Source organism: Bradyrhizobium sp. HKCCYLRH2060 (assembly GCF_051168135.1).
Classification (GTDB): domain Bacteria; phylum Pseudomonadota; class Alphaproteobacteria; order Rhizobiales; family Xanthobacteraceae; genus Bradyrhizobium.
This window is the reverse complement of record NZ_JBNPUK010000001.1, coordinates 747,890-773,706: the sequence shown is the minus strand read 5'-3', so window position 1 is coordinate 773,706 and position 25,817 is coordinate 747,890. Positions and strand designations below refer to the sequence as shown.

Annotated in this window: 24 protein-coding genes; 14 read left to right on the top strand and 10 right to left on the bottom strand. The window is 66.6% G+C overall.

All coding sequences use genetic code 11. From position 1 onward, the window contains the following. Window positions 1–301: 301 nt before the first annotated feature. From proB to ACQR10_RS03395, 10 genes are all read left to right on the top strand, one after another. A complete protein-coding gene (gene proB / locus ACQR10_RS03440; RefSeq protein WP_315800923.1) occupies window positions 302–1,438 on the top strand; it encodes a glutamate 5-kinase in 1,137 nt (378 codons plus the stop codon). Window positions 1,439–1,512: 74 nt separating this feature from the next. Next, complete coding sequence (locus tag ACQR10_RS03435; RefSeq protein ID WP_316180345.1) at window positions 1,513–2,802, top strand: glutamate-5-semialdehyde dehydrogenase; 1,290 nt, start codon at window positions 1,513–1,515, stop codon at window positions 2,800–2,802. Between the two features lie 63 nt (window positions 2,803–2,865). Further along, window positions 2,866–3,489: a nicotinate-nucleotide adenylyltransferase gene (locus ACQR10_RS03430; protein WP_316215575.1), complete on the top strand. Its 624-nt coding sequence runs from the start codon at window positions 2,866–2,868 to the stop codon at window positions 3,487–3,489. A gap of 308 nt (window positions 3,490–3,797) precedes the next feature. Next, window positions 3,798–4,154 (top strand): ribosome silencing factor, encoded by a 357-nt coding sequence (rsfS, locus tag ACQR10_RS03425; RefSeq protein WP_316215529.1) that lies wholly within the window; start codon window positions 3,798–3,800, stop codon window positions 4,152–4,154. 56 nt (window positions 4,155–4,210) lie between these two features. Further along, the gene (rlmH, locus tag ACQR10_RS03420) at window positions 4,211–4,693 is read left to right on the top strand and encodes a 23S rRNA (pseudouridine(1915)-N(3))-methyltransferase RlmH (protein ID WP_315800684.1); all 483 of its coding nucleotides are present in this window, start codon (window positions 4,211–4,213) and stop codon (window positions 4,691–4,693) included. Between the two features lie 33 nt (window positions 4,694–4,726). Then, window positions 4,727–6,097: a murein hydrolase activator EnvC family protein gene (locus tag ACQR10_RS03415; protein ID WP_316180342.1), complete on the top strand. Its 1,371-nt coding sequence runs from the start codon at window positions 4,727–4,729 to the stop codon at window positions 6,095–6,097. Then, a complete protein-coding gene (locus tag ACQR10_RS03410; RefSeq protein WP_315715943.1) occupies window positions 6,094–7,446 on the top strand; it encodes a S41 family peptidase in 1,353 nt (450 codons plus the stop codon). Before ACQR10_RS03415 ends, ACQR10_RS03410 begins: the two co-directional genes overlap by 4 nt. A gap of 182 nt (window positions 7,447–7,628) precedes the next feature. Then, window positions 7,629–8,849, top strand: a complete 1,221-nt coding sequence (locus tag ACQR10_RS03405) for a divergent polysaccharide deacetylase family protein (RefSeq protein ID WP_316215528.1) — start codon at window positions 7,629–7,631, stop codon at window positions 8,847–8,849. Window positions 8,850–8,937: 88 nt separating this feature from the next. After that, a complete protein-coding gene (locus ACQR10_RS03400) occupies window positions 8,938–9,444 on the top strand; it encodes an RNA pyrophosphohydrolase (RefSeq protein ID WP_316215527.1) in 507 nt (168 codons plus the stop codon). A 141-nt stretch (window positions 9,445–9,585) separates the two neighbouring features. Then, window positions 9,586–10,092, top strand: coding sequence for an RNA pyrophosphohydrolase (locus ACQR10_RS03395; RefSeq protein WP_316180337.1), 507 nt, complete (start codon window positions 9,586–9,588; stop codon window positions 10,090–10,092). Between the two features lie 85 nt (window positions 10,093–10,177). Here the strand turns inward: ACQR10_RS03395 and ACQR10_RS03390 are convergent, their stop codons facing one another. The 6 genes from ACQR10_RS03390 to ACQR10_RS03365 form a co-directional block, all read right to left on the bottom strand. Then, window positions 10,178–11,866 (bottom strand): adenylate/guanylate cyclase domain-containing protein, encoded by a 1,689-nt coding sequence (locus ACQR10_RS03390; protein ID WP_316215526.1) that lies wholly within the window; start codon window positions 11,864–11,866, stop codon window positions 10,178–10,180. Window positions 11,867–12,030: 164 nt separating this feature from the next. Beyond that, a complete protein-coding gene (locus ACQR10_RS03385; protein WP_315715938.1) occupies window positions 12,031–12,438 on the bottom strand; it encodes a F0F1 ATP synthase subunit epsilon in 408 nt (135 codons plus the stop codon). A 98-nt stretch (window positions 12,439–12,536) separates the two neighbouring features. Beyond that, window positions 12,537–13,979, bottom strand: coding sequence for a F0F1 ATP synthase subunit beta (gene atpD / locus ACQR10_RS03380; protein ID WP_172112903.1), 1,443 nt, complete (start codon window positions 13,977–13,979; stop codon window positions 12,537–12,539). Window positions 13,980–14,075: 96 nt separating this feature from the next. Continuing rightward, window positions 14,076–14,954 carry a F0F1 ATP synthase subunit gamma gene (locus tag ACQR10_RS03375; RefSeq protein WP_315800690.1) on the bottom strand — a complete coding sequence of 293 codons (879 nt, stop codon included), beginning with the start codon at window positions 14,952–14,954 and terminating at the stop codon, window positions 14,076–14,078. 155 nt (window positions 14,955–15,109) lie between these two features. Further along, on the bottom strand, window positions 15,110–16,642 hold the full coding sequence (atpA, locus tag ACQR10_RS03370) for a F0F1 ATP synthase subunit alpha (RefSeq protein WP_316215525.1): 1,533 nt from the start codon (window positions 16,640–16,642) through the stop codon (window positions 15,110–15,112). Continuing rightward, the gene (locus ACQR10_RS03365) at window positions 16,642–17,202 is read right to left on the bottom strand and encodes a F0F1 ATP synthase subunit delta (protein ID WP_315800691.1); all 561 of its coding nucleotides are present in this window, start codon (window positions 17,200–17,202) and stop codon (window positions 16,642–16,644) included. The genes atpA and ACQR10_RS03365 overlap by 1 nt, the downstream gene beginning before the upstream one ends. A 77-nt stretch (window positions 17,203–17,279) precedes the next feature. Here ACQR10_RS03365 and ACQR10_RS03360 point away from each other — a divergent pair, with 77 nt between their 5' ends. Together ACQR10_RS03360 and ACQR10_RS03355 are read left to right on the top strand one after the other, a co-directional pair. Continuing rightward, window positions 17,280–17,621, top strand: a complete 342-nt coding sequence (locus tag ACQR10_RS03360; protein WP_316215524.1) for a hypothetical protein — start codon at window positions 17,280–17,282, stop codon at window positions 17,619–17,621. Window positions 17,622–17,856: 235 nt separating this feature from the next. Then, on the top strand, window positions 17,857–18,402 hold the full coding sequence (locus ACQR10_RS03355; RefSeq protein ID WP_316215523.1) for a septal ring lytic transglycosylase RlpA family protein: 546 nt from the start codon (window positions 17,857–17,859) through the stop codon (window positions 18,400–18,402). 120 nt (window positions 18,403–18,522) lie between these two features. Here ACQR10_RS03355 and ACQR10_RS03350 read toward each other — a convergent pair whose 3' ends face one another. Then, window positions 18,523–20,733: a primosomal protein N' gene (locus tag ACQR10_RS03350; protein ID WP_316215522.1), complete on the bottom strand. Its 2,211-nt coding sequence runs from the start codon at window positions 20,731–20,733 to the stop codon at window positions 18,523–18,525. Between the two features lie 433 nt (window positions 20,734–21,166). Between ACQR10_RS03350 and ACQR10_RS03345 the strand changes: the two genes are divergently transcribed. Then, the gene (locus tag ACQR10_RS03345; RefSeq protein ID WP_410051389.1) at window positions 21,167–22,069 is read left to right on the top strand and encodes a tyrosine recombinase XerC; all 903 of its coding nucleotides are present in this window, start codon (window positions 21,167–21,169) and stop codon (window positions 22,067–22,069) included. An 82-nt stretch (window positions 22,070–22,151) separates the two neighbouring features. Further along, window positions 22,152–22,742 carry a DUF4337 domain-containing protein gene (locus tag ACQR10_RS03340; RefSeq protein WP_315800696.1) on the top strand — a complete coding sequence of 197 codons (591 nt, stop codon included), beginning with the start codon at window positions 22,152–22,154 and terminating at the stop codon, window positions 22,740–22,742. Window positions 22,743–22,943: 201 nt separating this feature from the next. On the opposite strand, the gene ACQR10_RS03335 is transcribed toward ACQR10_RS03340, so the two are convergent. From ACQR10_RS03335 to ACQR10_RS03325, 3 genes are all read right to left on the bottom strand, one after another. Further along, entirely contained in the window at window positions 22,944–23,483 is a 540-nt protein-coding gene (locus ACQR10_RS03335; RefSeq protein WP_316180326.1) for a hypothetical protein, read from the bottom strand. Window positions 23,484–23,613: 130 nt separating this feature from the next. Continuing rightward, window positions 23,614–25,017: a dihydrolipoyl dehydrogenase gene (gene lpdA / locus ACQR10_RS03330; RefSeq protein WP_316215521.1), complete on the bottom strand. Its 1,404-nt coding sequence runs from the start codon at window positions 25,015–25,017 to the stop codon at window positions 23,614–23,616. Window positions 25,018–25,062: 45 nt separating this feature from the next. Next, entirely contained in the window at window positions 25,063–25,809 is a 747-nt protein-coding gene (locus tag ACQR10_RS03325; protein WP_315800699.1) for an SDR family oxidoreductase, read from the bottom strand. Window positions 25,810–25,817: the final 8 nt, after the last annotated feature.

The window sequence follows — 25,817 nt, the reverse complement described above, 5'->3', positions numbered from 1 at the left end:
TGCGCTGCGGACTGAGCCCGGCGCATATGTCGCAGCACCAAATTCGTATCTTACCTCTGAAGGACTGCCGACCGGCATTCGCTCAAGGTTGTTTGCAAGCGATCGCCTAGAGATCGGTGCACTCCCTCCCCCCTTGTGGGGGAGGGTTGGGGAGGGGGGTGCCCCGGCGGCGGTCTTGCCGTGTGGACCCCCACCCCCGACCCCTCCCCGCAAAAGGGAGGGGAGCGCACCACCTTTCGTGGCGCCAGCTCCACTCGATCTTGAGAGTCCGCCCATGGCAGCTGACTTGACCGAATTCACCATGGCACCCCGTCTCGAAAATTTCCGCCGCATCGTCGTCAAGGTCGGCTCGTCGCTGCTGGTCGATTCTGAGGCCGGCGAAGTCCGCGCCTCCTGGCTGACGGCGCTGGCCGCCGACATCGCCCGGCTGCATGGCCGCGGCTGCGAGCTGCTGGTGGTGTCGTCGGGCTCGATCGCGCTCGGCCGCAGCCGGCTGAAGCTGCCGCGGGGACCATTGAAGCTGGAGGAGAGCCAGGCGGCGGCCGCGGTCGGCCAGATCGCGCTGGCGCGGATCTGGTCGGAGGTGCTCGGCGCCCATGGCATCGGCGCCGGCCAGATCCTGGTGACCCTGCAGGACACCGAGGAGCGCCGCCGCTATCTCAACGCGCGCTCGACCATCGCCAAGCTCCTGGAATGGCGCGCGGTGCCTGTCATCAACGAGAACGATACGGTCGCCACCGCCGAAATCCGCTACGGGGACAATGACCGTCTCGCCGCCCGCGTCGCCACCATGGCCAGCGCCGACCTGCTGGTGCTGCTGTCGGACATCGACGGCCTCTACACCGCGCCGCCCGCGCAGGATCCCAACGCCCGGCTGATCCCCGTGGTCGAGAGCATCACCGCCGACATCGAGGCGATGGCCGGCAGCGCGGCATCCGAACTGTCCCGCGGCGGCATGAAGACCAAGATCGAGGCCGCGAAGATCGCGACCACCGGCGGCACCCACATGCTGATCGCCTCCGGCAAGATCGAGCATCCGCTGGCGGCGATCGCCAATGGCGGCCGCTGCACCTGGTTCCTGACGCCGGCCAATCCGGTCACCTCGCGAAAACGCTGGATCGCCGGCTCGCTGGAGCCGAAGGGCACGCTGACGATCGACGCCGGTGCGGTCAACGCCCTGCGCGCCGGCAAGAGCCTGCTGCCGGCCGGCGTGATCAAGGTCGAGGGACAGTTTGCCCGCGGCGACGCGGTGGTGGTGCGCGGGCCCGACACCCACGAGATCGGCCGCGGCCTCATCGCCTACGACGCCGATGACGCCGAGCGCATCAAGGGCCGCTCCTCGCCTGACGTCGCAATCATTCTCGGCGTGTCGGGACGAGCGGAGATGATCCATCGCGACGATCTGGTGATCGGCCCGGCGGGCGTGGGGCCGGCCTAGAGCCCCGCCGCCGACGTTCGCAAATGGCCGCTTTCCGTGCTACTGGAGAGCCTTAATTCAAGGTTGAACCGCCCATGACCGCGCCTCTCAAGGCTATCGACGGCAGCGCCGATCTGCCCCAGCTGATGAACGATCTCGCCAAGCGCGCCCGTGCGGCGGCGCGTGTGCTGTCGCTGGCGCCGGCCGAGCAGAAGAACCGCGCGCTGGAGGCGATGGAGCGGCGGATCCGCGCCCGCGCCGACGCCATCATCGCCGCCAATGCCGAGGACGTCGCCGACGCCAAAGCGGCCGGCATGACCTCGTCCTTCCTTGATCGCCTGACATTGACCCCGGCCCGCGTCGCCGCGATGGCCGACGGCATCGCCGTGGTACGTGGCGTCGCCGATCCGGTCGGCGTGGTCACCGAGAGCTGGCAGCGGCCGAACGGCATGACCATCGAGCGCGTGCGGGTGCCGCTGGGCGTGATCGCCGTGATCTTCGAGAGCCGCCCCAACGTCGCGGCCGACGCCGGCGTGCTCTGCCTGAAGTCCGGCAATGCCGTGATCCTGCGCGGCGGCTCGGACTCGTTCCGCTCCTGCCGCGCCATCCATGAATGCCTGGTGGAGGGCCTGCGCGAGGCGGGCCTGCCGGAGGCCGCGATCACGCTGGTGCCGACGCGCGACCGCGCGGCCGTCGGGCTGCTGCTGTCGGGCCTGAACGGCGGTGTCGACGTGATCGTGCCGCGTGGCGGCAAGAGCCTGGTCGCGCGCGTCGAGGCCGAGGCGCGCGTGCCGGTGTTCGCGCATCTCGAAGGCGTGAACCACGTCTATGTCGATGGCGCCGCCGACCTGGAGATGGCCAAGTCGATCGTGCTGAACGCCAAGATGCGCCGCACCGGCGTGTGCGGCGCGGCCGAGACCTTGCTGATCGATCGCGCCTCGCAGGACAAGATCAAGCCGCTGGTCGACCTGCTGATCGGCGCCGGCTGCGAGGTGCGTGGCGACGATGCCGTGCGCGCGGCCGATGTGCGGGTGAAGCCGGCCAGCAACGAGGATTGGGACACCGAATATCTCGACGCCATCATCGCCGCGAGGGTCGTCGACGGCGTCGATGGCGCGATCGCTCACATCCACGCGCATGGCTCGCATCATACCGATGCGATCGTCACCGACGACAATGCGGCCGCCGACAAGTTCCTCAACGAGGTCGACTCGGCAATCGTGCTGCACAACGCCTCGACCCAGTTCGCCGACGGCGGCGAATTTGGTTTTGGCGCCGAGATCGGCATCGCCACGGGCAAATTCCATGCGCGCGGCCCAGTCGGCGTCGAGCAGCTCACCAGCTTCAAATACCGGATCCACGGCACCGGGCAGACGCGGCCATGACGGCCGCATCTTGTGGTTGAGTCGCACGAGCAGCAGGGGGCAGCCGTGACCGACACCACAGCCATGCGCCGTGCGATCCGCCAGGCGCTGCCGCCCTACAGTGACGGCATGCGCATCGGCCTGCTCGGCGGCTCGTTCAATCCGCCGCACCAGGCGCACCGCGCGATCAGCCTGTTCGCGCTGAAGCGGCTGCAGCTCGACCGTGTCTGGTGGCTGGTCACGCCGGGGAATCCGCTCAAGAACAATGGCGGGCTGCATGCGCTGGCCGAACGCGCCGAAGCGGCGCGCAAGGTCGCCGCCGATCCCCGCATCGAGATCAGCTGTCTCGAATCCGTCATCGGCACCCGCTACACTGCCGACACGATCGATTATCTGCGCCGGCGTGCTTCCCGCCTGCGCTTCGTGTGGATCATGGGCGCCGACAATCTCGCGCAGTTCCATCGCTGGCAGAAGTGGCAGCACATCGCGGCCCAGGTGCCGATGGCCGTGGTCGATCGTCCGCCCCGCAGCTTCCGCGCCCTGAACGCGCCCGCCGCACGCGCCCTGGCGCGGTATCGCATACCGGAAGCGCAAGCCAGCCGTCTGGCCGACCGCGCCGCTCCAGCCTGGGTCTACCTCACCGGTCTGAAGCTTAGCCTGTCCTCGACGGGGCTGAGGAACCCGGACGGCAGTTGGAAGTCGTTCTGAATGGCCACGCGTTCGCCATCACGCGGCATCGGATATGCATGGAACTTTCCGTCCCCGCTACGGTCCGAAGCGGGACGGCGTCGACGCTGTCGGGCCGGACGACCGGGGTACTGGATTGTTGAAACCATTAACCCCACATGCCTAGTATGGTCAGCAGGCCGGGTTGGATTCGGCCTGCGATACAGTGAAAGGAATGGTCCCTGACCACATCTGTATTGTCCCAGTCGGCCTTACCCAAGACGAAGGCAACGACTACCAAGTCGGCGACAGCCAAGTCAGCGCGTAAGACGTCGACCCAAGATGCGGCCTTGCAGGCGCAACCCGACGCCGACAAGACCCTGCGCACGATCCTCTCCCGCCTCGAAGACATGAAGGCGGAGGAGACGATCACGATCGATCTTCGCGGCAAATCGGCGTATTCGGACTACATGGTCATCACCACGGGCCGCTCGAACCGGCACGTCGGGTCGATCGCGGAAAACGTCGCCAAGGGCCTGAAGGAAGCCGGCACCAAGAAGCTCCACATCGAGGGCCTGCCCAATTGCGATTGGGTGCTGATCGATTCCGGCGACGTGATCGTGCACGTGTTCCGACCCGAGGTTCGCGAGTTCTACAATCTCGAGCGATTGTGGACTCAAGGGCCGAACCCGGCCAAGGCGGTCTAGGCGGCCCCACGCCGCAGCGGATGCGAATCGTGGCGCGCACGTGCTAGTCCGTGCGCATGCGCCTGATCGTGGTCGCCATCGGCCGGTTGAAGCAGGGTCCCGAGCGAGAGCTCGCGGAGCGCTACCGCGAGCGTTTCGACGACATCGGCCGAAAGCTCGGCTTTCGCGGCCTCGACATCCATGAAATCCCGGAAAGCCGCGCGCGCGATGCGGCGACACGCATGACCGAGGAGGCCGCCGCGATATCGGCGGCGGTCCCGGACAAGTCCGTGCTCGTCTGCCTCGACGAGCGTGGCCGGAATGTCGACAGCACAACCTTTGCGGGTTATCTTGGGCGCTGGCGGGACGAAGGCATTCCGGCTGCCGTCTTCGCAATCGGCGGCGCCGACGGACTTTCGCCCGATTTGCGGCGCAGAGCCAAGCTCGGGGTTGCGTTTGGCGCCGCCACTTGGCCGCACCAGATCGTCCGCGTCCTGCTGCTCGAGCAGATTTACCGTACTGCTACGATCCTTGCCGGTCACCCCTATCACCGCGCTTGAACAAGGGACGATGGGAGCACAATAAGGACCTCGATGTTCGCTGCGCGGCCCCTCTCCTGCTCCCCAAGACCTGTCCGCGGCGGCCAGTCCTGCCGTGCGTCGCTCATCGCGCTCGTTGTGGTGTTCTCCGGATGTCCGGCGCTGGCGCAGAGCGGACTCCGGCCATCCATCCCCGGTACGGCATCACCGACGCCGGCCACCCCGGAGCAGTTGAAGCAGCGCGAACAGGAGCTCGAGGCCGCCCGCGCGGCCCAGAAGGCCGCCGCTGAGGCCCAGGAGCGGCTGAAGGCCGACATCGCCGCGCTCGGCGAGGATCGCGGCAAGCTCAACCAGCAACTGATCGACGTCGCGGCGCAGGTGCGGAGCGTCGAAGTGCGCGTTGCCGAGGCCGAAACGCGGCTGCGCGGGCTCGACGGCCGCGAGCAGGATCTGCGGACGTCGCTGGAAACGCGGCGGACCGAGATCATCGAGGTTCTTGCCGCACTGCAGCGCGCCGGCCGCCGCACCCCGCCGGCCCTGCTCGTCCGTCCCGAGGATGCGCTGCAATCCCTGCGGACCGCGATGCTGCTGGGCTCGGTGATCCCCGAGATGCGAAGCCGAGCCGAAAAGCTCTCGACCGATCTCGGCGAGCTCGTCGCCATCCGCAAGACGATCGCCAGCGAACGCGACAAGCTCGCCGGCGACCGCGACAGGCTGCGCACCGATCAGACCCGTCTCGCGGCCCTGGTGGAGGAACGCCAGCGCAAGCAGAGCTCGGCCGAGAAGGACATGGAAGCCGAAAGCGCGCGCGCCGCCGTGCTGGCCCAGCAGATCGACTCGCTGCAGGGGCTGATCACGACGATGGAGCTGGACCTCAAGAGCGCGGCCAAGGCTGCCTCGACGGCGAGCCTGCAGGGGGTGCCGGTCAACAGCAAGCCGGACGCGAATGCGCTGCGCAACCCAGGCCGCAAGGCGCCCGCGATCGCGTTCGCCTCGACCAAGGGCATGCTGGCGTTTCCGGTCAACGGCACCAAGATCCGCGAATTTGGCGCATCGGACGGTGCCGGCGGCTCGGATAAAGGCATTTCTTTGGCAACCCGGCCAGGGGCTCAGGTCACAACCCCGTGTGATGGCTGGGTTGTGTATGCGGGTCCCTTCCGTAGCTACGGACAACTCTTGATCCTCAACGCCGGTGGCGGGTATCATGTCCTGATCGCCGGGATGGAGCGCATTTCCGTCAACATCGGGCAGTTTGTTCAGACGGGAGAGCCGGTCGCGATCATGGGTAACAGCTCCCAGGTTGCCTCCATTCTCGCTACCAACGCGAGTCAACCAGTGCTCTATGTCGAGTTCCGTAAGGACGGCACTCCAATCGATCCAGGCCCATGGTGGGCCGCAAATGAAGGCGAAAAGGTACGCGGATGATGCGTAAGACTTCGGTAATTCTCCTGAGCGCGGCCACCGGTGCGGCATTGACCCTGTTCGTCTCGCAACCGCGCGCGGTGTTGATGGGATCGACGGCGCGCGCCGCGACCGCCGATACCTATCGCCAGCTCAACCTGTTCGGCGACGTGTTCGAGCGGGTGCGCAGCGATTATGTCGAGAAGCCCGACGATTCGAAGCTGGTCGAGTCCGCGATCAGCGGCATGCTCTCGGGCCTCGATCCGCATTCGAGCTACATGGATGCGAAGAGCTTCCGCGACATGCAGGTGCAGACCCGCGGCGAGTTCGGCGGCCTCGGCATCGAGGTGACGATGGAAGACGGCCTGATCAAGGTGGTGTCGCCGATCGACGATACGCCGGCCTCGAAGGCAGGCATCCAGGCCAACGACATCATCACCAATCTCGACGACGAAGCCGTGCAGGGCCTGACCCTCAACCAGGCGGTCGAGAAGATGCGCGGCCCGGTCGGCACCAAGATCAAGCTGAAGGTCGTGCGCAAGGGCGCCGACAATCCGCTGGACGTGACGCTGACCCGCGACAACATCCGCGTCCGTTCGGTGCGCTCGCGCACCGAGAGCGACGACATCGCCTATATCCGCATCACCACCTTCAACGAGCAGACCACCGAGGGCCTGAAGAAGAGCATCGCCGACCTGCAGAACCAGATCGGTGACAAGCTGAAGGGCTACATCATCGACCTGCGCAACAACCCGGGCGGCCTGCTCGAGGAGGCGGTCACCGTCTCCGACGCGTTCCTGGAGCGCGGCGAGATCGTCTCGACCCGCGGCCGCAATGCCGAGGAGACGCAGCGCCGCGCGGCACATGCCGGCGACCTCACCAAGGGCAAGCCGGTCATCGTGCTGATCAATGGCGGCTCGGCGTCGGCGTCGGAGATCGTGGCCGGCGCGCTGCAGGACCACAAGCGCGCGACGCTGGTCGGCACCCGCTCGTTCGGCAAGGGCTCGGTGCAGACCATCATCCCGCTCGGCGCCGGCAACGGCGCGCTGCGGCTGACCACCGCGCGCTACTACACGCCGTCGGGCAAATCGATCCAGGCCAAGGGCATCGTGCCCGACATCGAGGTGCTGCAGGACGTGCCGGATGAGCTGAAATCGCGCACCGACACCAAGGGCGAGGCGTCGCTGCGCGGCCATCTCAAGAACGACGGCGACGAGAAGACCGGCTCGCAGTCCTACGTGCCGCCGGACACCAAGGACGACAAGGCGCTCAAAATGGCTGCCGACCTGCTCCATGGCATCAAGAACAGCGCCAACACCCCGGCGCCGACCGAAAAGGCCGCGGCCGACAAGCCGGCCAAGGCGGCGAACTGAGGCCGCCGCCGGAGCGGCAGCCGACAGACGCGAAGTGGGTTTGAAGGGCGGCCTCCAGGCCGCCCTTTGTTTTTTGGACGGCTTCTCGTTTGCGGCTCCGCCGATCTACGGGCTTTCGGACACTGGCCCTGCGTCCGAATCCTTGCCGTGGTATCGTCGACCCGATTGATTCGGGAATTTCGATGACAGAGACGGCCGACGAACTGAGCGCCCCGCTCGGACAGACGGAAAAGCGTCGCAGGCGCCGCGTTCGGCTTCCCTTCACGGCCCTGCAGGCCCTCGCGATGCTGCTGGGGCTGTTTCTGGTCGTGTTTGCCGGCTTTGCGATGTTCAACGACAATCCACTCGGTGGCGAGCCGGTCGCCCGCGTCGCGATCAACGAGGGCGCAAAGCCCGCCGACGACAAGGCTGCCGCCAAGCCGGATGGCAAGCCAGACGCAAAGGCCGACCACGGCGCGGCCCCCGCGGCCAAGCAGGAGGGCGGCGAGCGCAAGACGGTCACCATCATCGACGGCTCCAGCGGCGCCCGCCAGGAGGTCGCGATCGGTGCCGGTGGCGAGACGGCAGAGCCTGGATCGGCCACGCCGGCTGCGAGCCAGATGCCCGGCGTCGACCCGCGGCTGCTGGAGAAGTCGCGCTACGGCATGATCCCAGTGATGGCCGACGGGCTGAAGCCGTTCACCGCCTATGCGGCCGAGGCCGACCGCGCCAAGGCGGCGCGCATGCCGGCCGTCGCGATCGTGATCGGCGGCCTCGGCGTCGGCGCCGCCAAGACGGCGGACGCGATCATGAAGCTGCCGCCCGCGGTCACCCTGGCCTTCACGCCCTATGGCTCCGATCCGACCAAACTCGCCGAGCGCGCCCGGGCGCAGCGCCACGAGATCCTGCTGCAGGTCCCGATGGAGCCCTACGACTATCCCGACAACGATCCGGGTCCGCAGACGCTGCTCGCCACACTCGGACCGGACCAGAACATCGACCGGTTGTTCTGGCACATGAGCCGGCTGCAGGGTTACGTCGGCATCGGCAACTTCATGGGTGCGCGCTTCGTCGCAACGGAAGCGGCGATGCAGCCGATCGTGAACGAGGCCGCCAAGCGCGGCCTGGCCCTGTTCGACGATGGCGCAGCCCCGCGCAGCGTGGCGGCGTCACTCGCCACGGGGCTCGCGATGCCGTTCGCGAAGGGCGACGTCACCATCGACGCGGTGCCGACCCCGGTCGAGATCGACAATGCGCTCGCCAAGCTCGAAAGCCTGGCCAAGGAACGTGGCGTCGCCGTCGGGACCGCCTCGGCGCTGCCAGTCTCGATCGACCGCATCGCCACCTGGATCAAGGGGCTCGACCGCAAGGGCATTCTGCTGGTGCCATTGACAACCGCGATGCTGAAATCAAAATCGAACTGAACGAACGTGCGCCGGCCCGACTGGCGACGTGACAGCGTGAGGCCTGCGCAGCGAGGCGCAGGGTCCCCGCAGGAAGGCCGAGACCGGAATGACGCGCTACGAGGACCTGCCTTACCGCACCTGCGTCGGCATTATGCTGATCAATTCGGAGGGGCTGGTTTTCATCGGTCGCCGCGCCGGCGGGATCGAGCATGTCGACGACACCCATGTCTGGCAGATGCCGCAGGGCGGCGTCGATCCCGGCGAGGATGCCTGGGAGGCGGCCAAGCGCGAGCTGTATGAAGAGACCAGCGTGCGCTCCGTCGAGAAGCTGGCCGAGGTCGGCGACTGGCTGACCTACGACATTCCGCGCACGGTCGCGGGCCGCGCCTGGAAGGGGCGCTATCGCGGCCAGCGCCAGAAATGGTTCGCGCTGCGCTTCACCGGGTCCGATGCCGAGATCGACGTCGAGCGGCCCGGCGGCGGCCACCACAAGGCGGAATTCGTCAGCTGGCGCTGGGAGCCGATGAAGAACCTGCCGGGGCTGATCGTGCCCTTCAAGCGACCGGTCTATGAGCGCGTGGTCAAGGAATTCGCTCCGCTCGCCGGCGATTGAATCACGACCCGCGCCCTCGACGCGATACCCGACATCCGCTAGTCCGCATCTGCGCACGGGCTGCAGGGAATCTCTGCAGATGCGTCGCGACGATGCCGCCATGGTGCGCTGCTATGCGAACGACAGCTCATGGATTCGAGGATGACCGAGACCAGACCCTATCGTCCGAACGTCGGGATCGCCCTGCTCAATGCCGAAGGGCTCGTGTTCCTGGGGCGCCGATTCCGCGACGACGGACCGGAGATCGTCCTTCCCGGCCTCGAATGGCAAATGCCGCAGGGCGGCGTCGACCCCGGCGAGGATCTGCAGGCGGCGGCGCGGCGCGAGCTGTGGGAGGAGACCGGCATCCGCGACGCCGATATCCTGGCCGAGACCGACTGGCTGACCTACGAATTTCCGCCATTCGAGGATCCCAACCACCGGCTCGCGCGCTTTCGCGGCCAGCGCCAGAAGTGGTTCGCGATGCGCTTCACCGGCCGGGAGGCCGACATCGATCCGGTGACGCCGCGCAACGGCCAGCCGGCCGAGTTCGACGCCTGGCGCTGGGAGCAGCTCGCGCGCGTGCCGGACTTGGTGGTGCCGTTCCGCCGCGAGGTCTATCGTGCGGTGGCGGAGGCCTTTGCGCATCTCACTGAAGCTGGCGACTGATCCACGTCGAAGAGTGAGGCTCTGCGTCATTCCGATCTCGCGCTCAGCGCGCCTCGGAACAGCGATGTCGAGAGAGTTCGCCGGCTCAATTGTCCTCGACCGTGAACGGCCCGATCGCAATCACCCGGCAGTCGCTGTCGCGCGTGGCGCAGTCGGCCAGCGCGCCGCCGATCGCCGTCTCCTCACGGTCGCCATTGAGGCTGAAGCCGGGGTGGCCGGCCGTTCCGACCGCGACTGCATTCCAGCCCGACGTCGCGGCCTCAAGGCGCCGCGCCACCTCCTCGCGCGCCTCCGGGGCGATCGCCTGATGGATGGCCGCGTGGAAGAAGCCGGTGGCTTTCATCACGGTCGGTATCGGCACCACGAAGGCATCGTCGAGCGCAACGATGATGCAGGCGGTTCCCGCCTGAGCGCCGCAGGCTTCCAGATTGCGCCGAACCACGTCGTCGACGAGGTCGCCGCCGACGCTGTAGAAGAACTGGCCACCGGGCCCGAGCGCGATCGCCTTGGTCCGTCGCGCCGTCCCGTAGTTCGCTTCGAGCCGGGCGCGGCCGGTATCACGCACCAGCGGCATCTCGGCCGCGCTGAAGGCGCGTTCGGTCAGCGGGTCGTGGCGCACCCAGGGCTGCGGCGGCAACGGCGGCTTGCTGTGCACGTAGACGACATTGTCACCAACGGCGTAGAGCTCGCATTTGCGCGGTCCGTTCGCGTTGTCCGCGCGCTGCTGGCACTGCTCCAGCGCGGCCGACTTCGCCGCGTCGTCGCTCGCCTGCCCGGTGACGTAGGCGCTGACGCCGTTGATCGTGGTCGCGAACGCCTTGTGCTCGGGCGCCGGCACGTAGTCGCGCGCCAGCGCAATGCGAGTCCGCTCGCTCACGAACGGCACGGCTTCAGGTGCAAACTTCTCGGCAGCGACAGAGGATGAAGGCGAGGGCGACTGTTGCGGCTGCGGCGAGTCGGCCGGCTGCATGGCGACGGATGACTGCGTCGGCGCGGGGGATGGAGATGAAGACGGGACCGAGGACGGCGAAGCCGGCGTGGCCGACAGCCGGGCCAACGCTTCCGCCGCCGCCTTGGCGGCATCGCGCTGCGCGGGATGCGGATCGCGATAATCCAGGTAGAGCTCGGTCCCGACCCCGACCGCGCCGAGCGCAACCAGGGCGGCCGTAATTCGCCAGATCATGCGGAGCCCGCCGCCGCGGGCGGCTTTCTTTTCTTCCGGCGGCGCGTAGGTGCCGTCCTCGCGGCGCATCGCCACGCGAAAGGCGTGCACCGGGGTGGGGATGTTCTTGACCTCCCGCGCGCCCATGTCGGCGAACTGCACCGACAGCTTGTTGGCAACCTGCTCATGGACGGCGCGCGAGATGCAGATGCCGCCGACGTCGGCGAGGCCCTCGAGGCGCGCTGCAATGTTGACGCCGTCGCCGAGCAGATCGCCGTCGCGCTCGACGACGTCGCCGATGGTGATGCCGATGCGATAGCTCATCTGCCGGCTCGGCGGATAGGCCATGTTGCGCGTGCGCAGGCTCTCCTGGATGTCGATCGCGCAACGCACCGCTTCGACCGCGCTGGGGAATTCCGCGAGCACCGCATCGCCGGCGGTGTTGAAGATGCGGCCGCCGGCGCGCGCGATGAAGTCGTCAACGACCTCGCGATAGGTCGCCAGTCGCCGTAGCGTTTCTTCTTCATCCTCCGCGACCAGGCGCGAATAGCCGGCGATATCGGCGGCGAAAATCGCCGCGATCTTGCGTTTCAAGACGATCTGTCCTGCCATGTCACCGCGCCCGCTGGATCGGCCGGGAGCATGCCGTCAGATCGGTGAGCATGCAACCGGCCCCTTGAAGTAGTCATCGACCGGCGCACGTCGTTCGAGCCCCAAACGAAAATGGCCGGGCAGAGCCCGGCCATGAACGTTCATTCATACGTCGTGCGGTTGGATCAATGCAGCGCGGTCGTATTGAGCTGCTGCTGGATCGTCTTGAAGTGATCGAGCCGCTCGATCGCGCGATCGAGCTCGTTGCCCTGCTTCTCGTTCAGCTTGGATTCCATGCCGGCGATCTCGGCCGCGAAGGCGGTCTGGTCGAGCTCCTTCAGCGACGTGGCGACGTCGGCGAGAACCGTCAGACCTTTGTCCGAGATCTCGGCAAGACCGCCGAGCACGATGATCTTCTGCTGCGATCCGCCTGATGTCACTGTCAGGATGCCCGGCCGCAGCGTCGCCACGAACGGCGCGTGGCCCGCGAGCACGCCGAAATCACCCTCCTGGCCGGGAACGTCGACCTGGTCGACCTCACCCGAGAAGGCGATCTTTTCCGGCGAGACGAGATCGAAATGGAAAGTAGCCATGAGGAAACCTGCGAGTAGCGAATAGCGAATGGCGAGTAGTGAATGGAGAAGGGAGCAGCGGATAACCCTATTCGCTACTCCCTATTCGCCATTCGCCCTTAGGCGGCTTCCGCCGCCAGCTTCTTGCCCTTCTCGACCGCCTCGTCGATGTTGCCGACCATGTAGAAGGCGGCCTCCGGCAGGTGGTCGTACTTGCCTTCACACAGGCCCTTGAAGCCCTTGATGGTGTCGGCGAGGTCGACGAACTTGCCCGGCGATCCCGTGAAGATTTCGGCGACGTGGAACGGCTGCGACAGGAAGCGCTCGATCTTGCGGGCGCGGGCCACCGTCAGCTTGTCCTCTTCCGAGAGCTCGTCCATGCCCAGGATGGCGATGATGTCCTGCAGCGACTTGTAGCGCTGGAGGATCTGCTGGACCATGCGCGCGGTTTGATAGTGCTCCTCGCCGACGACCAGCGGGGACAGCATACGCGACGTGGAGTCGAGCGGGTCCACCGCCGGGTAGATGCCCTTTTCCGAGATCGCGCGGTTGAGCACGGTGGTCGCGTCCAAGTGCGCGAACGACGTCGCCGGCGCCGGGTCGGTCAAGTCGTCGGCCGGCACGTAGATCGCCTGCACCGAGGTGATCGAGCCCTTGTTGGTGGTGGTGATACGCTCCTGCAGCGCGCCCATGTCGGTGGCGAGCGTCGGCTGATAACCCACCGCCGACGGGATACGGCCGAGCAGCGCCGACACTTCCGAGCCCGCCTGCGTGAAGCGGAAGATGTTGTCGACGAAGAACAGCACGTCCTGGCCCTGGTCGCGGAAGTGCTCGGCGACGGTGAGGCCGGTCAGGCCGACGCGGGCGCGGGCGCCGGGCGGCTCGTTCATCTGACCGAACACCAGCGCGCACTTCGACTTGACGCTCGGATCCGGATTGTGCGGATCGGCGTTGACCTTGGACTCGATGAACTCGTGATAGAGGTCGTTGCCCTCTCGCGTACGCTCGCCGACGCCGGCGAACACCGAGTAACCGCCGTGCGCCTTGGCGACGTTGTTGATCAGCTCCTGGATCAGCACGGTCTTGCCGACGCCGGCGCCGCCGAACAGGCCGATCTTGCCGCCCTTGGCATAGGGCGCCAGGAGGTCGACGACCTTGATGCCGGTGACGAGAATTTCAGCTTCCGTCGACTGGTCGGTGTAGCTCGGCGCGTCCGCGTGGATCGGGCGCAGGCCTTCCGCCTTGACGGGGCCGGCTTCGTCGATCGGCTCGCCGATCACGTTCATGATGCGGCCGAGCGTGCCCTCGCCGACCGGCACCCGGATCGGCGAGCCGGTGTCGGTCACCTCCTGGCCGCGCACCAGACCTTCGGTGGTGTCCATCGCGATCGTGCGGACGGTGGATTCACCGAGATGCTGGGCGACCTCGAGCACAAGGCGGTTGCCGGCGTTCTTGGTTTCGAGCGAATTGAGAATGGCCGGCAGGTGACCTTCGAACTGCACGTCGACGACGGCGCCGATGACCTGGGTGATGCGACCGATCTGGTTGGCTGCGGTAGCCATTGAGTGTCTCTCCTTACGATCCGTATACGAAACCACGGTCGGCTCGACCGGGATATGTTCCTGGGTTGCGCTTCAAAGAGGCGCGACGCGATCTGGCTAGACCGCCTCGGCGCCCGAAATGATTTCGATCAGTTCCTTGGTGATCATCGCCTGACGCGTGCGGTTGTAGATCAGCGTCTGCTTGCGGATCATCTCGCCGGCGTTGCGCGTGGCATTGTCCATCGCCGACATCTGCGCACCGTAGAACGAGGCGTTGTTTTCGAGCAGCGCGCGGAAGATCTGCACGGCGAGATTGCGCGGCAGCAGCCCGGCGAGGATCTCGTCCTCCTCCGGCTCGTATTCGTAAGGCGCCAGCGGCGCAGCATTGGCAGGCCGCGCCTCGACCACCAGCGGAATGATCTGCTGTGCCGTCGGGATCTGCGCGATCACCGAGCGGAAGCGCGAATAGAACAGCGTGCAGACGTCGAACTCGCCGGCCTCGAAGCGGGCGATCACCTTCTTGGCGATCTCGTCGGCATTGGCAAAACCGATCTGGCGAACCGAGCGCAGATCCATGTGCTCGACGATCTGCTTGTCGAACTGACGGCGCAGTTGCTCGTAGCCCTTGCGGCCGACGCAGAAGAATTTCACTTCCTTGCCCTGGTTCATCAGGGCTAGCGCACGCTCGCGCGCCAGACGCACGATCGAGGAGTTGAACGCGCCGGACAGGCCGCGCTCGCCGGTGCAGACCAGCAGCAGATGCACCTGGTCGCGCCCGGTGCCCGCGAGCAGGCTCGGGCCGCCGGCGGAGGCGATGGTGGCGCTCGCGATGTTGGAGATCACGGCGTCCATCTTCTCGGCATAGGGACGCGCCGCTTCGGCCGCCTGCTGCGCGCGGCGCAGCTTGGAGGCGGCGACCATCTGCATGGCCTTGGTGATCTTCTGCGTCGCCTTGGTCGAGGCGATGCGGACCCGCATGTCTTTCAGTGACGCCATTGTTCGTCTAGCTCACCCCGGCGGCCGATCCCCTGGAGACCCGACCGCTCAACCCTGAGATTGGTCATGCCCGGCCTGATGCTGGGCATGAGATGTCACGTTGTCCACCCCGAAGGCGTGGATGGCCGGCCGGAGCCGGCCACGACCTCTAGCGATCAGGCGAAGGTCTTGGCGAAGCCTTCGACCACCGCCTTCAGCTTGGCGGCGCTGTCGTCGGACAGATCCTTGCTGTCGCGGATCGCGTTCAGGAGGTCGGCATTCTTGCCGCGCAGCAGCGACAGGAGGCCGTCCTCGAAGGCGCGCACCTTGCCGAGCGGAAGCGCGTCGAGATAGCCGTTGGTGCCGGCCCAGATCACGCAGACCTGCTCTTCCATCTTCAGCGGCGAGAACTGCGGCTGCTTCAGGAGCTCGGTCAGGCGCGAACCACGGTTCAGCAGGCGCTGGGTCGAGGCGTCGAGGTCGGAGCCGAACTGCGCGAACGCGGCCATCTCGCGGTACTGCGCCAGCTCGCCCTTGATCTTGCCGGCGACCTTCTTCATCGCCTTGGTCTGCGCCGAGGAGCCGACGCGCGACACCGACAGACCGACGTTCACCGCAGGACGAATGCCCTGGAAGAACAAATCGGTCTCCAGGAAGATCTGGCCGTCGGTGATCGAGATGACGTTGGTCGGAATGTAGGCCGACACGTCGTTGGCCTGCGTCTCGATGACCGGCAGCGCGGTCAGCGAGCCCAGACCATGGTCCTTGCCGAGCTTCGCAGCGCGCTCCAGCAGGCGGGAGTGCAGGTAGAACACGTCGCCCGGATAGGCTTCGCGGCCCGGCGGGCGGCGCAGCAGCAGCGACATCTGGCGGTAGGCGACGGCCTGCTTGGACAGGTCGTCATAGATGATGACGGCGTGCATGCCGTTGTCGCGGAAGTACTCGCCCATGGTGCAGCCGGTGAACGGCGCGAGATACTGCATCGGCGCCGGATCGGAGGCGGTCGCGGCGATGACGATCGAGTATTCCAGCGCGCCCTGCTCTTCGAGCACCTTGACGAACTGGGCGACGGTCGAACGCTTCTGGCCGACGGCGACGTAGACGCAGTACAGCTTCTGGCTCTCGGGAGCGCCGGCGACGTTCAGCGGCTTCTGGTTCAGGATGGTGTCGAGCGCGATCGCAGTCTTGCCTGTCTGGCGGTCACCGATGATCAGCTCACGCTGGCCGCGGCCGACCGGGATCAGGGCGTCGATCGCCTTCAGGCCGGTGGCCATCGGCTCGTTGACCGACTTGCGCGGAATGATGCCCGGCGCCTTGACGTCGACGCGCTTGCGCTCGGTGAACTGGATCGGACCCTTGCCGTCGATCGGGTTGCCGAGCGCGTCGACGACACGGCCGAGCAGGCCCTTGCCGACCGGCGCGTCCACGATGGCGCGGGTGCGCTTGACGGTCTGGCCTTCCTTGATCTCGCGGTCGGCGCCGAAGATGACGACGCCGACGTTGTCGGTCTCGAGGTTCAGCGCCATGCCGCGGGTGCCGTTCTCGAACTCGACCATCTCACCGGCCTGGACGTTGTCGAGACCGTAGACGCGGGCGATACCGTCGCCGACGGACAGCACCTGTCCGACTTCGGTGACTTCGGCTTCCTGCCCGAAATTCTTGATCTGGTCCTTGAGGATCGCGGAAATTTCCGCGGCGCGGATGTCCATCAGCCTGCCTCTTTCATCGCGTGCTTGATCGAGTTGAGTTTGGTGCGAAGCGAACTATCGATCATGCGGCTGCCGAGCTTGACGACGAGCCCGCCGATAATCGCTGGATCGACTTTCACGTTGAGCGCGACGTCCTTGCCGGTCACCGTCTTCAGTGAGGCCTTCAAGGCGTCGAGATTCTTGTCCGAGAGCGGCTCGGCGACGACGACGTCGGCCGTGGCCTCTCCCTTATACTTGGCGACCAGCGCGTTGAAGGCGCGGATCACGTCGGCGACCGCGAACAGGCGGCGGTTGGTGGTCAGCACACGCAGCACGTTGGCGGCGACGCCGGCGATGCCGGCCTTGTCCAGCACCGCATTGAGCGCCTTGAGCTGCACGTCCGCGCCGAACACCGGGCTGCGGACCAGGCGCTTGAGGTCGGCGCTCTCATCGAGAAGGGCATTGAACTTGTCGAGATCGGCCTTGACCGCATCGACGGACTTTTCGTCACGGGCCAGTTCAAACAGGGCCGTCGCGTAACGACCGGACACACCGGATACGGAGGGATCTTCAGCAGCCACAGACGTGCTCTTTTTATATGCGCCCAACCCACAAGAGGAACACCGGCGCGCCGCTGCGGCGCAAACCAGTTAAGCCCTTGGAATTCAAGCAGGACTTTGATTTTCGATCGCCGCAAGAGCAGCTTGATCACGAAAAGCGGCGCTTTGCTAACATAGCGTACGCGCAGCCGCAACAAGCGGTGGCCCGCTATTCGGCACCTTGTTGCCGCGCTGCGGTCGGAGCCCGGGACGGACCCGGAAGCGGCGCGATCGCCGCCGGCGGTGCACCCCGAACCCAGTACCGACGATCCGCGTATTCGTTCCGCCTGTTGCTGCATGGCCGCTATGTCCGTTTGGCCTTGACTGCCGCCTTGGCGGCTCCAGCGGCGATCGGCCGGATCGATATCAATTACTTGGCAACATCTTCACAACCTCAATGACGACTTAACACGACAGTACTTGAAAGTATTAATTAGTTAATGAAGCGTTAAGCGGGCGGATTACGGAATTTTCGGTGATGAAGATCACCAGTCCCAAGATATTCCGATCCGAGCGGAACAATTTCTACTGCCCCATTCGTGCCTCATTGCGACATCAAACGGCGCGCGCCTCAACACCTGACGGGGGTCCACTGGCTGCAGAACGCAGCAATACTGTTTCGAGGGACAGATCCAGATGCTGAAACTGAAGAACCTCTCGGCTGGCAAGATCGCCGGCTCGCGCACCGCGCTCGCTGTTGCCGTGACGCTGATCGTCGGCGGCAGCGCCACCGAAGCCTCGGCCCGGTCCAGGCACCACCATCACCACGCGCGCCACCACCATCATCATATGGCGCGCCAGGCCGCCCAGCCCGCGGCAGACTCGTTTTCGAACGGCTGGTCGAACAACTCGTCCTGGATGAATGCCAACGCATCGGTCGCGCCGTCGTCCGGAACGGGCCGCACCTTCTCCGGCATGGCATCGTACTACGGCAACGAGTCCGGCAGCCGCACCGCATCCGGCCAGCGCATGAACGCCAACGCCATGACCTGCGCCCACCGCTCGCTGCCGTTCGGCACCAAGCTGCGCGTCACTCATGGCGGCCAGAGCGTCATCGTCACTGTCAACGACCGTGGCCCATTCATCCGCGGCCGTGTGCTCGACCTTTCGACGGGCGCCGCCCGCGCCATCGGCCTGACCCGCGCCGGCGTCGGCCGCGTCACCGCCGAGGTCGTGTCGTAAGTCACCCATCTATCCGCGCGTCATTGCGAGCGCAGCGAAGCAATCCAGGGCTCCTTTGGGACTCTGGATTGCTTCGTCGCTTCGCTCCTCGCAATGACGGCGGTGATGGCGTGCCTTGTGCTACAAGAAGCTCTGCGGGTCGACGTCGACCTCGAGCTTGAGATTGCCCCTGGGCTTCTCCGCATGCGCCAGCCAATGGCGCAGATAATCCGACAGATCGAAATTGCGCGCCGACTTGAGCAGCAGCCGGAAGCGGTAGCGGCCCTTGATGACGGCGAGCGGCGCCTCGGCCGGTCCGAGCAGCAGCACGCCCTCCTCTGAAGGCGCTGACGCCACCAGCCGGCGCGCGAAGCCCTCCGCGGTCGGCCTGTCCCCTGCCGAAATGATCAGGCTCGCCAGCCGGCCGAACGGCGGGTAACCCGTGCGCTCGCGGACGTCGATTTCGCTGGTGTAGAACGCCTCGCGGTCGCAGGCGATCAGCGCCTTCATGACCGGATGCTCGGGCTGGTGCGTCTGCAGATAGCCCCTCCCCCTGCCCTGCTCGCGGCCGGCACGGCCGATCACCTGGTTGAGGAGCTGCCAGGTGCGCTCGGCGGCGCGCGGATCGCCGTTGCCGAGGCCGAGATCGGCGTCGACCACGCCGACCAGATTGAGCCGAGGGAAGTTGTGGCCCTTGGCCACGAGCTGGGTGCCGATGATGAGGTCGACGCGGCCTTCCGCGATCTCCGTGAGTTCGGCGCGCATGGTCTCGATCGAGGTGATCAGGTCGCTCGACAGCACCATGCTGCGCGCGTCGGGAAACAGCGCGGCCGCCTCCTCCTGCAGCCGCTCGACGCCCGGGCCGACCGCGACCAGCGATTCCTCGGCGGCGCAATGCGGACAGGCCGGCGGCCGGGCCATCGAGAACCCGCAATGGTGGCAGACCAGGCGCTGGCGAAAACGATGGTCGACCAGCCAAGCGTCGCAGATGGTGCAAGCAAAACGGTGGCCGCAGGCGCGGCACAAGGTCAGCGGCGCATAGCCGCGGCGATTGAGAAACAGCAGCGCCTGCTCGCCGCGCTCGATCGCGGTGCGGATCTCGCCCGCCAACCGCGGCGAGATGTAGCGGCCGCGCGGCGGCGGCTCGCGCCTGAGATCGATCGCCTCGATGTGCGGCATGTGCTGGCCGCCGAAGCGCGACGGCAGCGCGACGCGCTGGTAGCGGCCCTTGCGCGCATTGACCTCGGTCTCGACCGAGGGCGTCGCTGACGCCAGCACGACCGGGAATTTGGCGATGTGGCCGCGCACCACCGCCATGTCGCGGGCGTGGTAGTGCGCGCCCTCGTCCTGCTTGTAGGCCTGGTCGTGCTCCTCATCGACGACGATCAGGCCGAGATCGGCGTAGGGCAGAAACAGCGCCGAGCGCGCGCCGACCACGACCGGCGCCTCGCCGGCGGCGATCGCCGCCCAGTTGCGCTGGCGCGTGCGCGGCGTCAGCTCGGAATGCCATTCCAGCGGGCGCACACCGAAACGGCGCGAGAAGCGGTCGAGGAACTGCCCGGTCAGCGCGATCTCCGGCATCAGGATCAGCGACTGCCGGCCGCGGCGGACGGTCTCGGCCACCGCCTCGAAATACACCTCGGTCTTGCCGGAGCCGGTGACGCCATCGAGCAGCGCGACCTGAAAGCCGCCATTGGCAGCCAGCGCCCGCATCGCCTCGACGCCGGCCAGCTGTGCATCGAAGAACTCGGGCTGGGCGAAGGACGGGTCCGGCGTCGGCGGCGGCAAGGCCCGCGGCATCGCCTCGACCGTCAGCGTCCCCTCGTCGACCAGGCCGTCGATCACGCTGCTGGAGACGCCGATCTCGCGGACGAGGTCGGACTTTCCGTGCAGCAGGCCATCCGACACCGCCTCGATCACCCGCCGCCGCGCCGGCGTCAGCCGCTTTGGCGGCTCGCCGACCAGCCGGACGCCGAGGCGAACGCGCTCCGGCCCGAGATGCTCGCCCATGCGAAGGCACATCCGCAGCACCATGCCGCGCGGCGACAGCGTGTAATTGGCGACCCAGTCGACCAGCGACCGCAGCTCCGGCTTGAGCGGCGGCACGTCGAGCTTCTCGCTGACGTCCTTCAGCCTGTTGTGCAGTCGCGGATCGGGATTGGCGTTCTCCGCCCACACCACCGCCAGCACCTCGCGCGGCCCCAGCGGCACGCCGACGACATCGCCGGGCTTCAGCGCCATGCCGCGCGGCACGCGGTAGGAATACGTGTGGTCGAGCGCGACCGGAACCAGCACGTCGACCACGCCGGCCGTGCTGACTGCACCTGGAAAGAGATCGGTCGGGCGGTCCATGAGGGCGGAGATAGCCTTGCTCGGGCTGAAGCGAAAGCCGCCCGGCAAAGTTAGCGAACGGTAAAGGACGAGGATGCGATATATATAGATGAACCGACGGGTTGAGACCGAGCTTCTCGCCGCGAGCGCCGCTGCGCTCCCTCGCCCCACTCTTGCGGGGAGAGGGCTGGGGTGAGGGGCAGACGCACGGGACGTGTTCGCCGTGAGACCTGTACCCCCTCACCCGGATTGCATCTGACGATGCAATCCGACCTCCCCCCGCAGGCGGGGAGAGGCGCAGACCGCATTCGCGGCGGCCGACAAGCTCGCAGGACCTCGTCCCATCGCTGGGTACGCACGCATGGCAAAGCAGACGCGACCACCTGAAACGGATGCCGACGATGCGCCGGAGCTCTCCGACCTGATCGGCGCCGATGACGGCGTGGTGCGCGCGATGATGCAGTGGCTGGCGCATCTGCGCAGCGAGCGCCGGCTGTCCCCGAAGACGGTCGAGGCCTATGCCCGCGACCTGCGGCAATGCCTGCAATTCCTCTGCACCCATTGGGGTGAGCCGGTGACATTGGCGCGCTTTGCAGTGCTGGAAGCCGCCGACATCCGGGCCTTCATGGCGATGCGGCGCGCCGACGACATCGCCGGACGCTCCCTGATGCGGACGCTGGCAGGCTTGCGCTCGTTCGGTCGTTTCCTGGAGCGCGAGGGCAAAGGCAAGGTCGGCGCCCTCTCGGGAATCCGCGCGCCAAAGATCGCCAAGAGCCTGCCGAAGCCGCTGCCGATGGACGCCGCCAAGCGCCTCGCCGATGCCGACGAGCGTGCCGGCGAGACCCGCGAGACCTGGGTGCTGGCGCGCGACGCCGCTGTCATGGCGCTGCTGTATGGCTCCGGCCTGCGCATCTCAGAGGCGCTGGGATTGAAACGCCGCGAGGTGCCGCGGCCGGGCGAAGGCGACGTGCTGGTCGTGACCGGCAAGGGCAACAAGACGCGCATGGTGCCGGTGCTGCAGAACGTGCTGCAGCTGATCGACGAGTACGCCAGGCTCTGCCCCTACCCGCTTCCGGGAGCTGGGCCGATGTTCGTCGGCGCCAAGGGCGGTCCGTTGAGCCCGCGCATCATTCAGCTCGCGATGGAGCGGCTGCGCGGCGCGCTCGGCCTGCCCGACAGCGCCACGCCGCACGCGCTGCGCCACTCCTTCGCCACGCACCTGCTGTCGCGCGGCGGCGATCTGCGCGCGATCCAGGAGCTGCTCGGCCACGCCTCGTTGTCGACCACGCAGATCTATACCGGCATCGATTCTGAACGGCTGCTGCAGGTCTACGCGTCGGCGCATCCGCGGCGCTGACACCGTTCCGTCACATCGTTTCCCTTGCGCGACCACCGTGGTTCCGGCAATCGTCTCCCTCGCTTGATCCGGAGGGGAACAGATGAGCGCACATGAGAGCATGGAGCATGCGGAGCACGCCGAGCATGCCTCCGGCGAGAACAAGAAGATCGCGCTGCTGATCGCCGTCATCGCGCTGTTCCTGGCGCTGTCGGAAACGCTCGGCAAGGGCGCGCAGACCGAATCGATCAGCAAGAACGTCGAGGCATCCAACCTCTGGGCCTTCTTCCAGGCCAAGACCGTGCGCCGCACCGTGGTGCAGACCGCGGCCGAGCAGGGCAAGCTGAACCTGCCGGCGCTGCCGGACGAGGCGGCCAAGGCGGCGTTGCAGAAGCAGATCGATGACTGGCAGAAGAATGCCGCGCGCTATCGTTCGGAGCCGGAGACCGGCGAAGGCAGCGAACAATTGGCCGAACGCGCCAAGCATGCCGAGCACGAGCGCGACGAGGCGACGGCGAAATATCACCACTACGAATTGGCGTCGGCCGCTTTCCAGATCGGCATCGTGCTGGCGTCGGCGACGATCATTACGGGAATGATCGTGCTGGCCTGGGCCTCCGGTGGGCTCGCGCTGATCGGGATCGCCATGACGCTGCTCGGCCTGTTTCAGCCGCATCTGCTGCATCTGCATTAGCCACGAAAGCCGTCATTCCGGGGCAAGGCCACAGGCCTTGAACCCGGAATCTCGAGCTCGGCTTGCGTTCATTCTCAACAATCTCGAGATTCCGGGCTCAATCGCCGGCACGCTGCCGCTTTGCGGCCGCACACGGAGGATTGCCCCGGAATGACGCGGGTGGTGAGCAGGCGAATGAAGCCGCCCAATGGCTCTTCTTGATCAGCGCGCCTGCACGCTGCGGCGGAAGCGCAGGATCTGGCGAACCACGCGGGCCGACCAGCCGCGGGTATTGCCCCGAAGCAACTCGCCGACGACCTCACGGACACGCTGCTTGATCGGCTCGACGAGGGCCGAGGCTTTGCTGCGCAGCGTGAGCACGGCCTCATACAGCCAGGCGAACCAGCCCATCTGCAGCAGCTTGCTGCGCGTGACGTCGAAGATGAATGCGGTGACACCGACACCGACGATCTTGCCGGACACGATCGTGGCCAGCGCGAGCTTCCACTGATGGTGCATCAGCAGCCACATGCCGAGCAGCTTGAGCGGAAACAGCAGCACGACCGGCACGACGAAGACGATCAAGGTCAGCGCCGGAGACAGCGTCTCGATCCGCGCGGCAAGCCAGTGCTTCAAGCTCCGCAGCGGAATCGCGGCGACGATGCGCGCCACGACCGGCTCGAGATGGTCCCACAACCAAGCTTCGATCAGGAAGATGATCGCAAGCAGAACCCAGAACGGCTGAAGCAGGCGGCGCAGCATCGGACTCCATCTCCGCCGGGCCTCGAGGGTTGAGGCCGCTATGACGATAGGACCTCGCGCCTTGCCGTTCGGTTCAGCGTCATAAGCGGGGCGTTTTGTCGCACCCACCTAAGGCGCCTCCGGGCGTCCGTCACATATGGATGGCCCGCTTACCCACCGCAAGCGCGGCTTCCTTGACGGCCTCCGAGCGCGTCGGATGCGCGTGGCAGGTGCGCGCAAGATCCTCGGCAGAGCCACCGAACTCCATCAATACGGCGGCCTCGTGAATTATTTCCCCGGCCTCGCGGCCGATGATATGGGCGCCGAGCACGCGATCGGTCTTCGCATCGGCGAGGATCTTCACGAAACCGTCAGTGGTCTGGTTGACCTTGGAACGGCCGTTCGCGGTAAACGGAAACTTGCCGACGGTATAGGCGACGCCGGCCTGCTTCAGCTCGTCCTCGGTCTTGCCGACGGAGGCCACTTCGGGCGTGGTATAGACCACGCCCGGAATGACGTCGTAGTTCACGTGGCCGGCCTGGCCCGCGAGAATCTCCGCGACAGCGACGCCCTCGTCTTCGGCCTTGTGCGCGAGCATCGGGCCCGCGACGACGTCGCCGATGGCGTAGACGCCGGGCACGCTGGTCGCGAAATGATGATCGATCTGGACGCGGCCGCGATTATCGAGCGCGACGCCCGCTTCCTGCAGACCGAGTCCCTCGGTGTAGGGCACGCGGCCGATCGCCACCAGCACGACATCGGCTTCGATCTTTTCAGCCGCTCCGCCCGCTGCGGGCTCGATAGTCGCCGACAGCGTCGCGCCCGACGTGTCGACGCCGGTGACCTTGGCGCCGAGCTTGAACGCAAAGCCCTGCTTCTCGAGGATGCGCTGGAACTGCTTGGCAATCTCGCCATCCATGCCGGGCAGGATGCGGTCGAGGAATTCGACCACGGTGACCTTGGCGCCGAGGCGGCGCCACACCGAGCCGAGCTCAAGGCCGATCACGCCGGCGCCGACGACGAGCAGGCTCGACGGCACCTTGTCCAGCGACAGCGCGCCGGTCGAGGACACGATGCGCTTCTCGTCGATCTCGATGCCCTTGAGGCGCGCGATGTCCGAGCCGGTGGCGATGACGATGTTCTTGGTCTCGACGGTCTGCGCAGCACCGTCATTGCCGGTGACCTGCAGCTTGCCGGTGCCGAGGATCTTGCCCTTGCCCACGAGCACGTCGATCTTGTTCTTCTTCATCAGGAACTCGACGCCCTTGACGTTGCCGTCGATGCCCTGCTGCTTGAAGTTCATCATCGCCGGCAGATCGATCTCCGGCGCCGGCACCTTGATGCCCATCTTGGCGAAGGAGTGCCCGGCCTCCTCGAACAATTCAGACGCGTGCAGCAGCGCCTTCGACGGCATGCAGCCGACATTGAGACAGGTGCCGCCGAGGGTGGCGTTCTTCTCGACCACGGCCACCTTCATGCCGAGCTGCGCCGCGCGGATGGCGCAGACATAACCACCGGGGCCGGTGCCGATGACGACGAGATCGTAGTTAGCCATGATCGAATGTTCCGTAAGCTTTGTAGTCAGAGATGATGACGGTCGTCAGCGTCCGCCCGACACGTCGAGAATGGCCGAAGTGACATAGGAAGCCTCGTCCGACAGCAGCCAGACGATGGCATTGGCGATTTCCTCCGCGGTGCCGACGCGCTTCATCGGCACCATCGGCGCGAGGCGATGGGCGCGATCGGGCTCGCCGCCGGAGGCGTGAATGTCGGTGTCGATCAGGCCGGGGCGAATGGCGGCGACGCGGATGCCCTCGCTCGCGACCTCGTGGGCCAGACCGATGGTGAAGGAATCGATCGCCCCCTTCGAGGCGGCGTAGTCGACATAGGTGTTCGGCGAGCCGAGCTTGGCGGCGACCGACGACAGGTTGATGATGACACCACCCTGGCCGCCATGCCGCGTCGACATCCGCTTCACGGCCTCGCGGGCGCACAGGATGCTGCCGGTGACGTTGACCGCCATCAGCCGCTCGATGCGCTCCGCGCTCATCTCGTCGACGCGCGAGGTCGGGCCGACGATGCCGGCATTGTTGATCAGCGCGCCGAGCGTGCCGAACTTGTCGGCCGCCTTGAACAGCGCGAGGATGTCGTGCTCGCGGCCGACGTCGCATTTCACCGCGATCGCCTTGCCGTTCTTGGCCTCGATCGCGGCGACCGTGCTCTGCGCTGCCGCCTCGTTCGAGGCGTAGCCGACCACGATCTTGAAGCCGCGCGCCGCCGCGGCAAGGGCAGTGGCGCGGCCGATGCCGCGGCTGCCGCCGGTGATCACTGCAACCCTGTCGGTCATGCTGGCCC

Coding starts and splice junctions, on each gene's coding strand:
- proB (WP_315800923.1), top strand. CDS start 302: ATGGCACCCCGTCTCGAAAATTTCCGCCGCATCGTCGTCAAGGTCGGC.
- ACQR10_RS03435 (WP_316180345.1), top strand. CDS start 1,513: ATGACCGCGCCTCTCAAGGCTATCGACGGCAGCGCCGATCTGCCCCAG.
- ACQR10_RS03430 (WP_316215575.1), top strand. CDS start 2,866: ATGCGCCGTGCGATCCGCCAGGCGCTGCCGCCCTACAGTGACGGCATG.
- rlmH (WP_315800684.1), top strand. CDS start 4,211: ATGCGCCTGATCGTGGTCGCCATCGGCCGGTTGAAGCAGGGTCCCGAG.
- ACQR10_RS03415 (WP_316180342.1), top strand. CDS start 4,727: ATGTTCGCTGCGCGGCCCCTCTCCTGCTCCCCAAGACCTGTCCGCGGC.
- ACQR10_RS03410 (WP_315715943.1), top strand. CDS start 6,094: ATGATGCGTAAGACTTCGGTAATTCTCCTGAGCGCGGCCACCGGTGCG.
- ACQR10_RS03405 (WP_316215528.1), top strand. CDS start 7,629: ATGACAGAGACGGCCGACGAACTGAGCGCCCCGCTCGGACAGACGGAA.
- ACQR10_RS03400 (WP_316215527.1), top strand. CDS start 8,938: ATGACGCGCTACGAGGACCTGCCTTACCGCACCTGCGTCGGCATTATG.
- ACQR10_RS03395 (WP_316180337.1), top strand. CDS start 9,586: ATGACCGAGACCAGACCCTATCGTCCGAACGTCGGGATCGCCCTGCTC.
- ACQR10_RS03390 (WP_316215526.1), bottom strand. CDS start 11,866: ATGGCAGGACAGATCGTCTTGAAACGCAAGATCGCGGCGATTTTCGCC.
- ACQR10_RS03385 (WP_315715938.1), bottom strand. CDS start 12,438: ATGGCTACTTTCCATTTCGATCTCGTCTCGCCGGAAAAGATCGCCTTC.
- atpD (WP_172112903.1), bottom strand. CDS start 13,979: ATGGCTACCGCAGCCAACCAGATCGGTCGCATCACCCAGGTCATCGGC.
- ACQR10_RS03375 (WP_315800690.1), bottom strand. CDS start 14,954: ATGGCGTCACTGAAAGACATGCGGGTCCGCATCGCCTCGACCAAGGCG.
- atpA (WP_316215525.1), bottom strand. CDS start 16,642: ATGGACATCCGCGCCGCGGAAATTTCCGCGATCCTCAAGGACCAGATC.
- ACQR10_RS03355 (WP_316215523.1), top strand. CDS start 17,857: ATGCTGAAACTGAAGAACCTCTCGGCTGGCAAGATCGCCGGCTCGCGC.
- ACQR10_RS03350 (WP_316215522.1), bottom strand. CDS start 20,733: ATGGACCGCCCGACCGATCTCTTTCCAGGTGCAGTCAGCACGGCCGGC.
- ACQR10_RS03345 (WP_410051389.1), top strand. CDS start 21,167: ATGATGCAGTGGCTGGCGCATCTGCGCAGCGAGCGCCGGCTGTCCCCG.
- ACQR10_RS03340 (WP_315800696.1), top strand. CDS start 22,152: ATGAGCGCACATGAGAGCATGGAGCATGCGGAGCACGCCGAGCATGCC.
- ACQR10_RS03335 (WP_316180326.1), bottom strand. CDS start 23,483: ATGCTGCGCCGCCTGCTTCAGCCGTTCTGGGTTCTGCTTGCGATCATC.
- lpdA (WP_316215521.1), bottom strand. CDS start 25,017: ATGGCTAACTACGATCTCGTCGTCATCGGCACCGGCCCCGGTGGTTAT.
- ACQR10_RS03325 (WP_315800699.1), bottom strand. CDS start 25,809: ATGACCGACAGGGTTGCAGTGATCACCGGCGGCAGCCGCGGCATCGGC.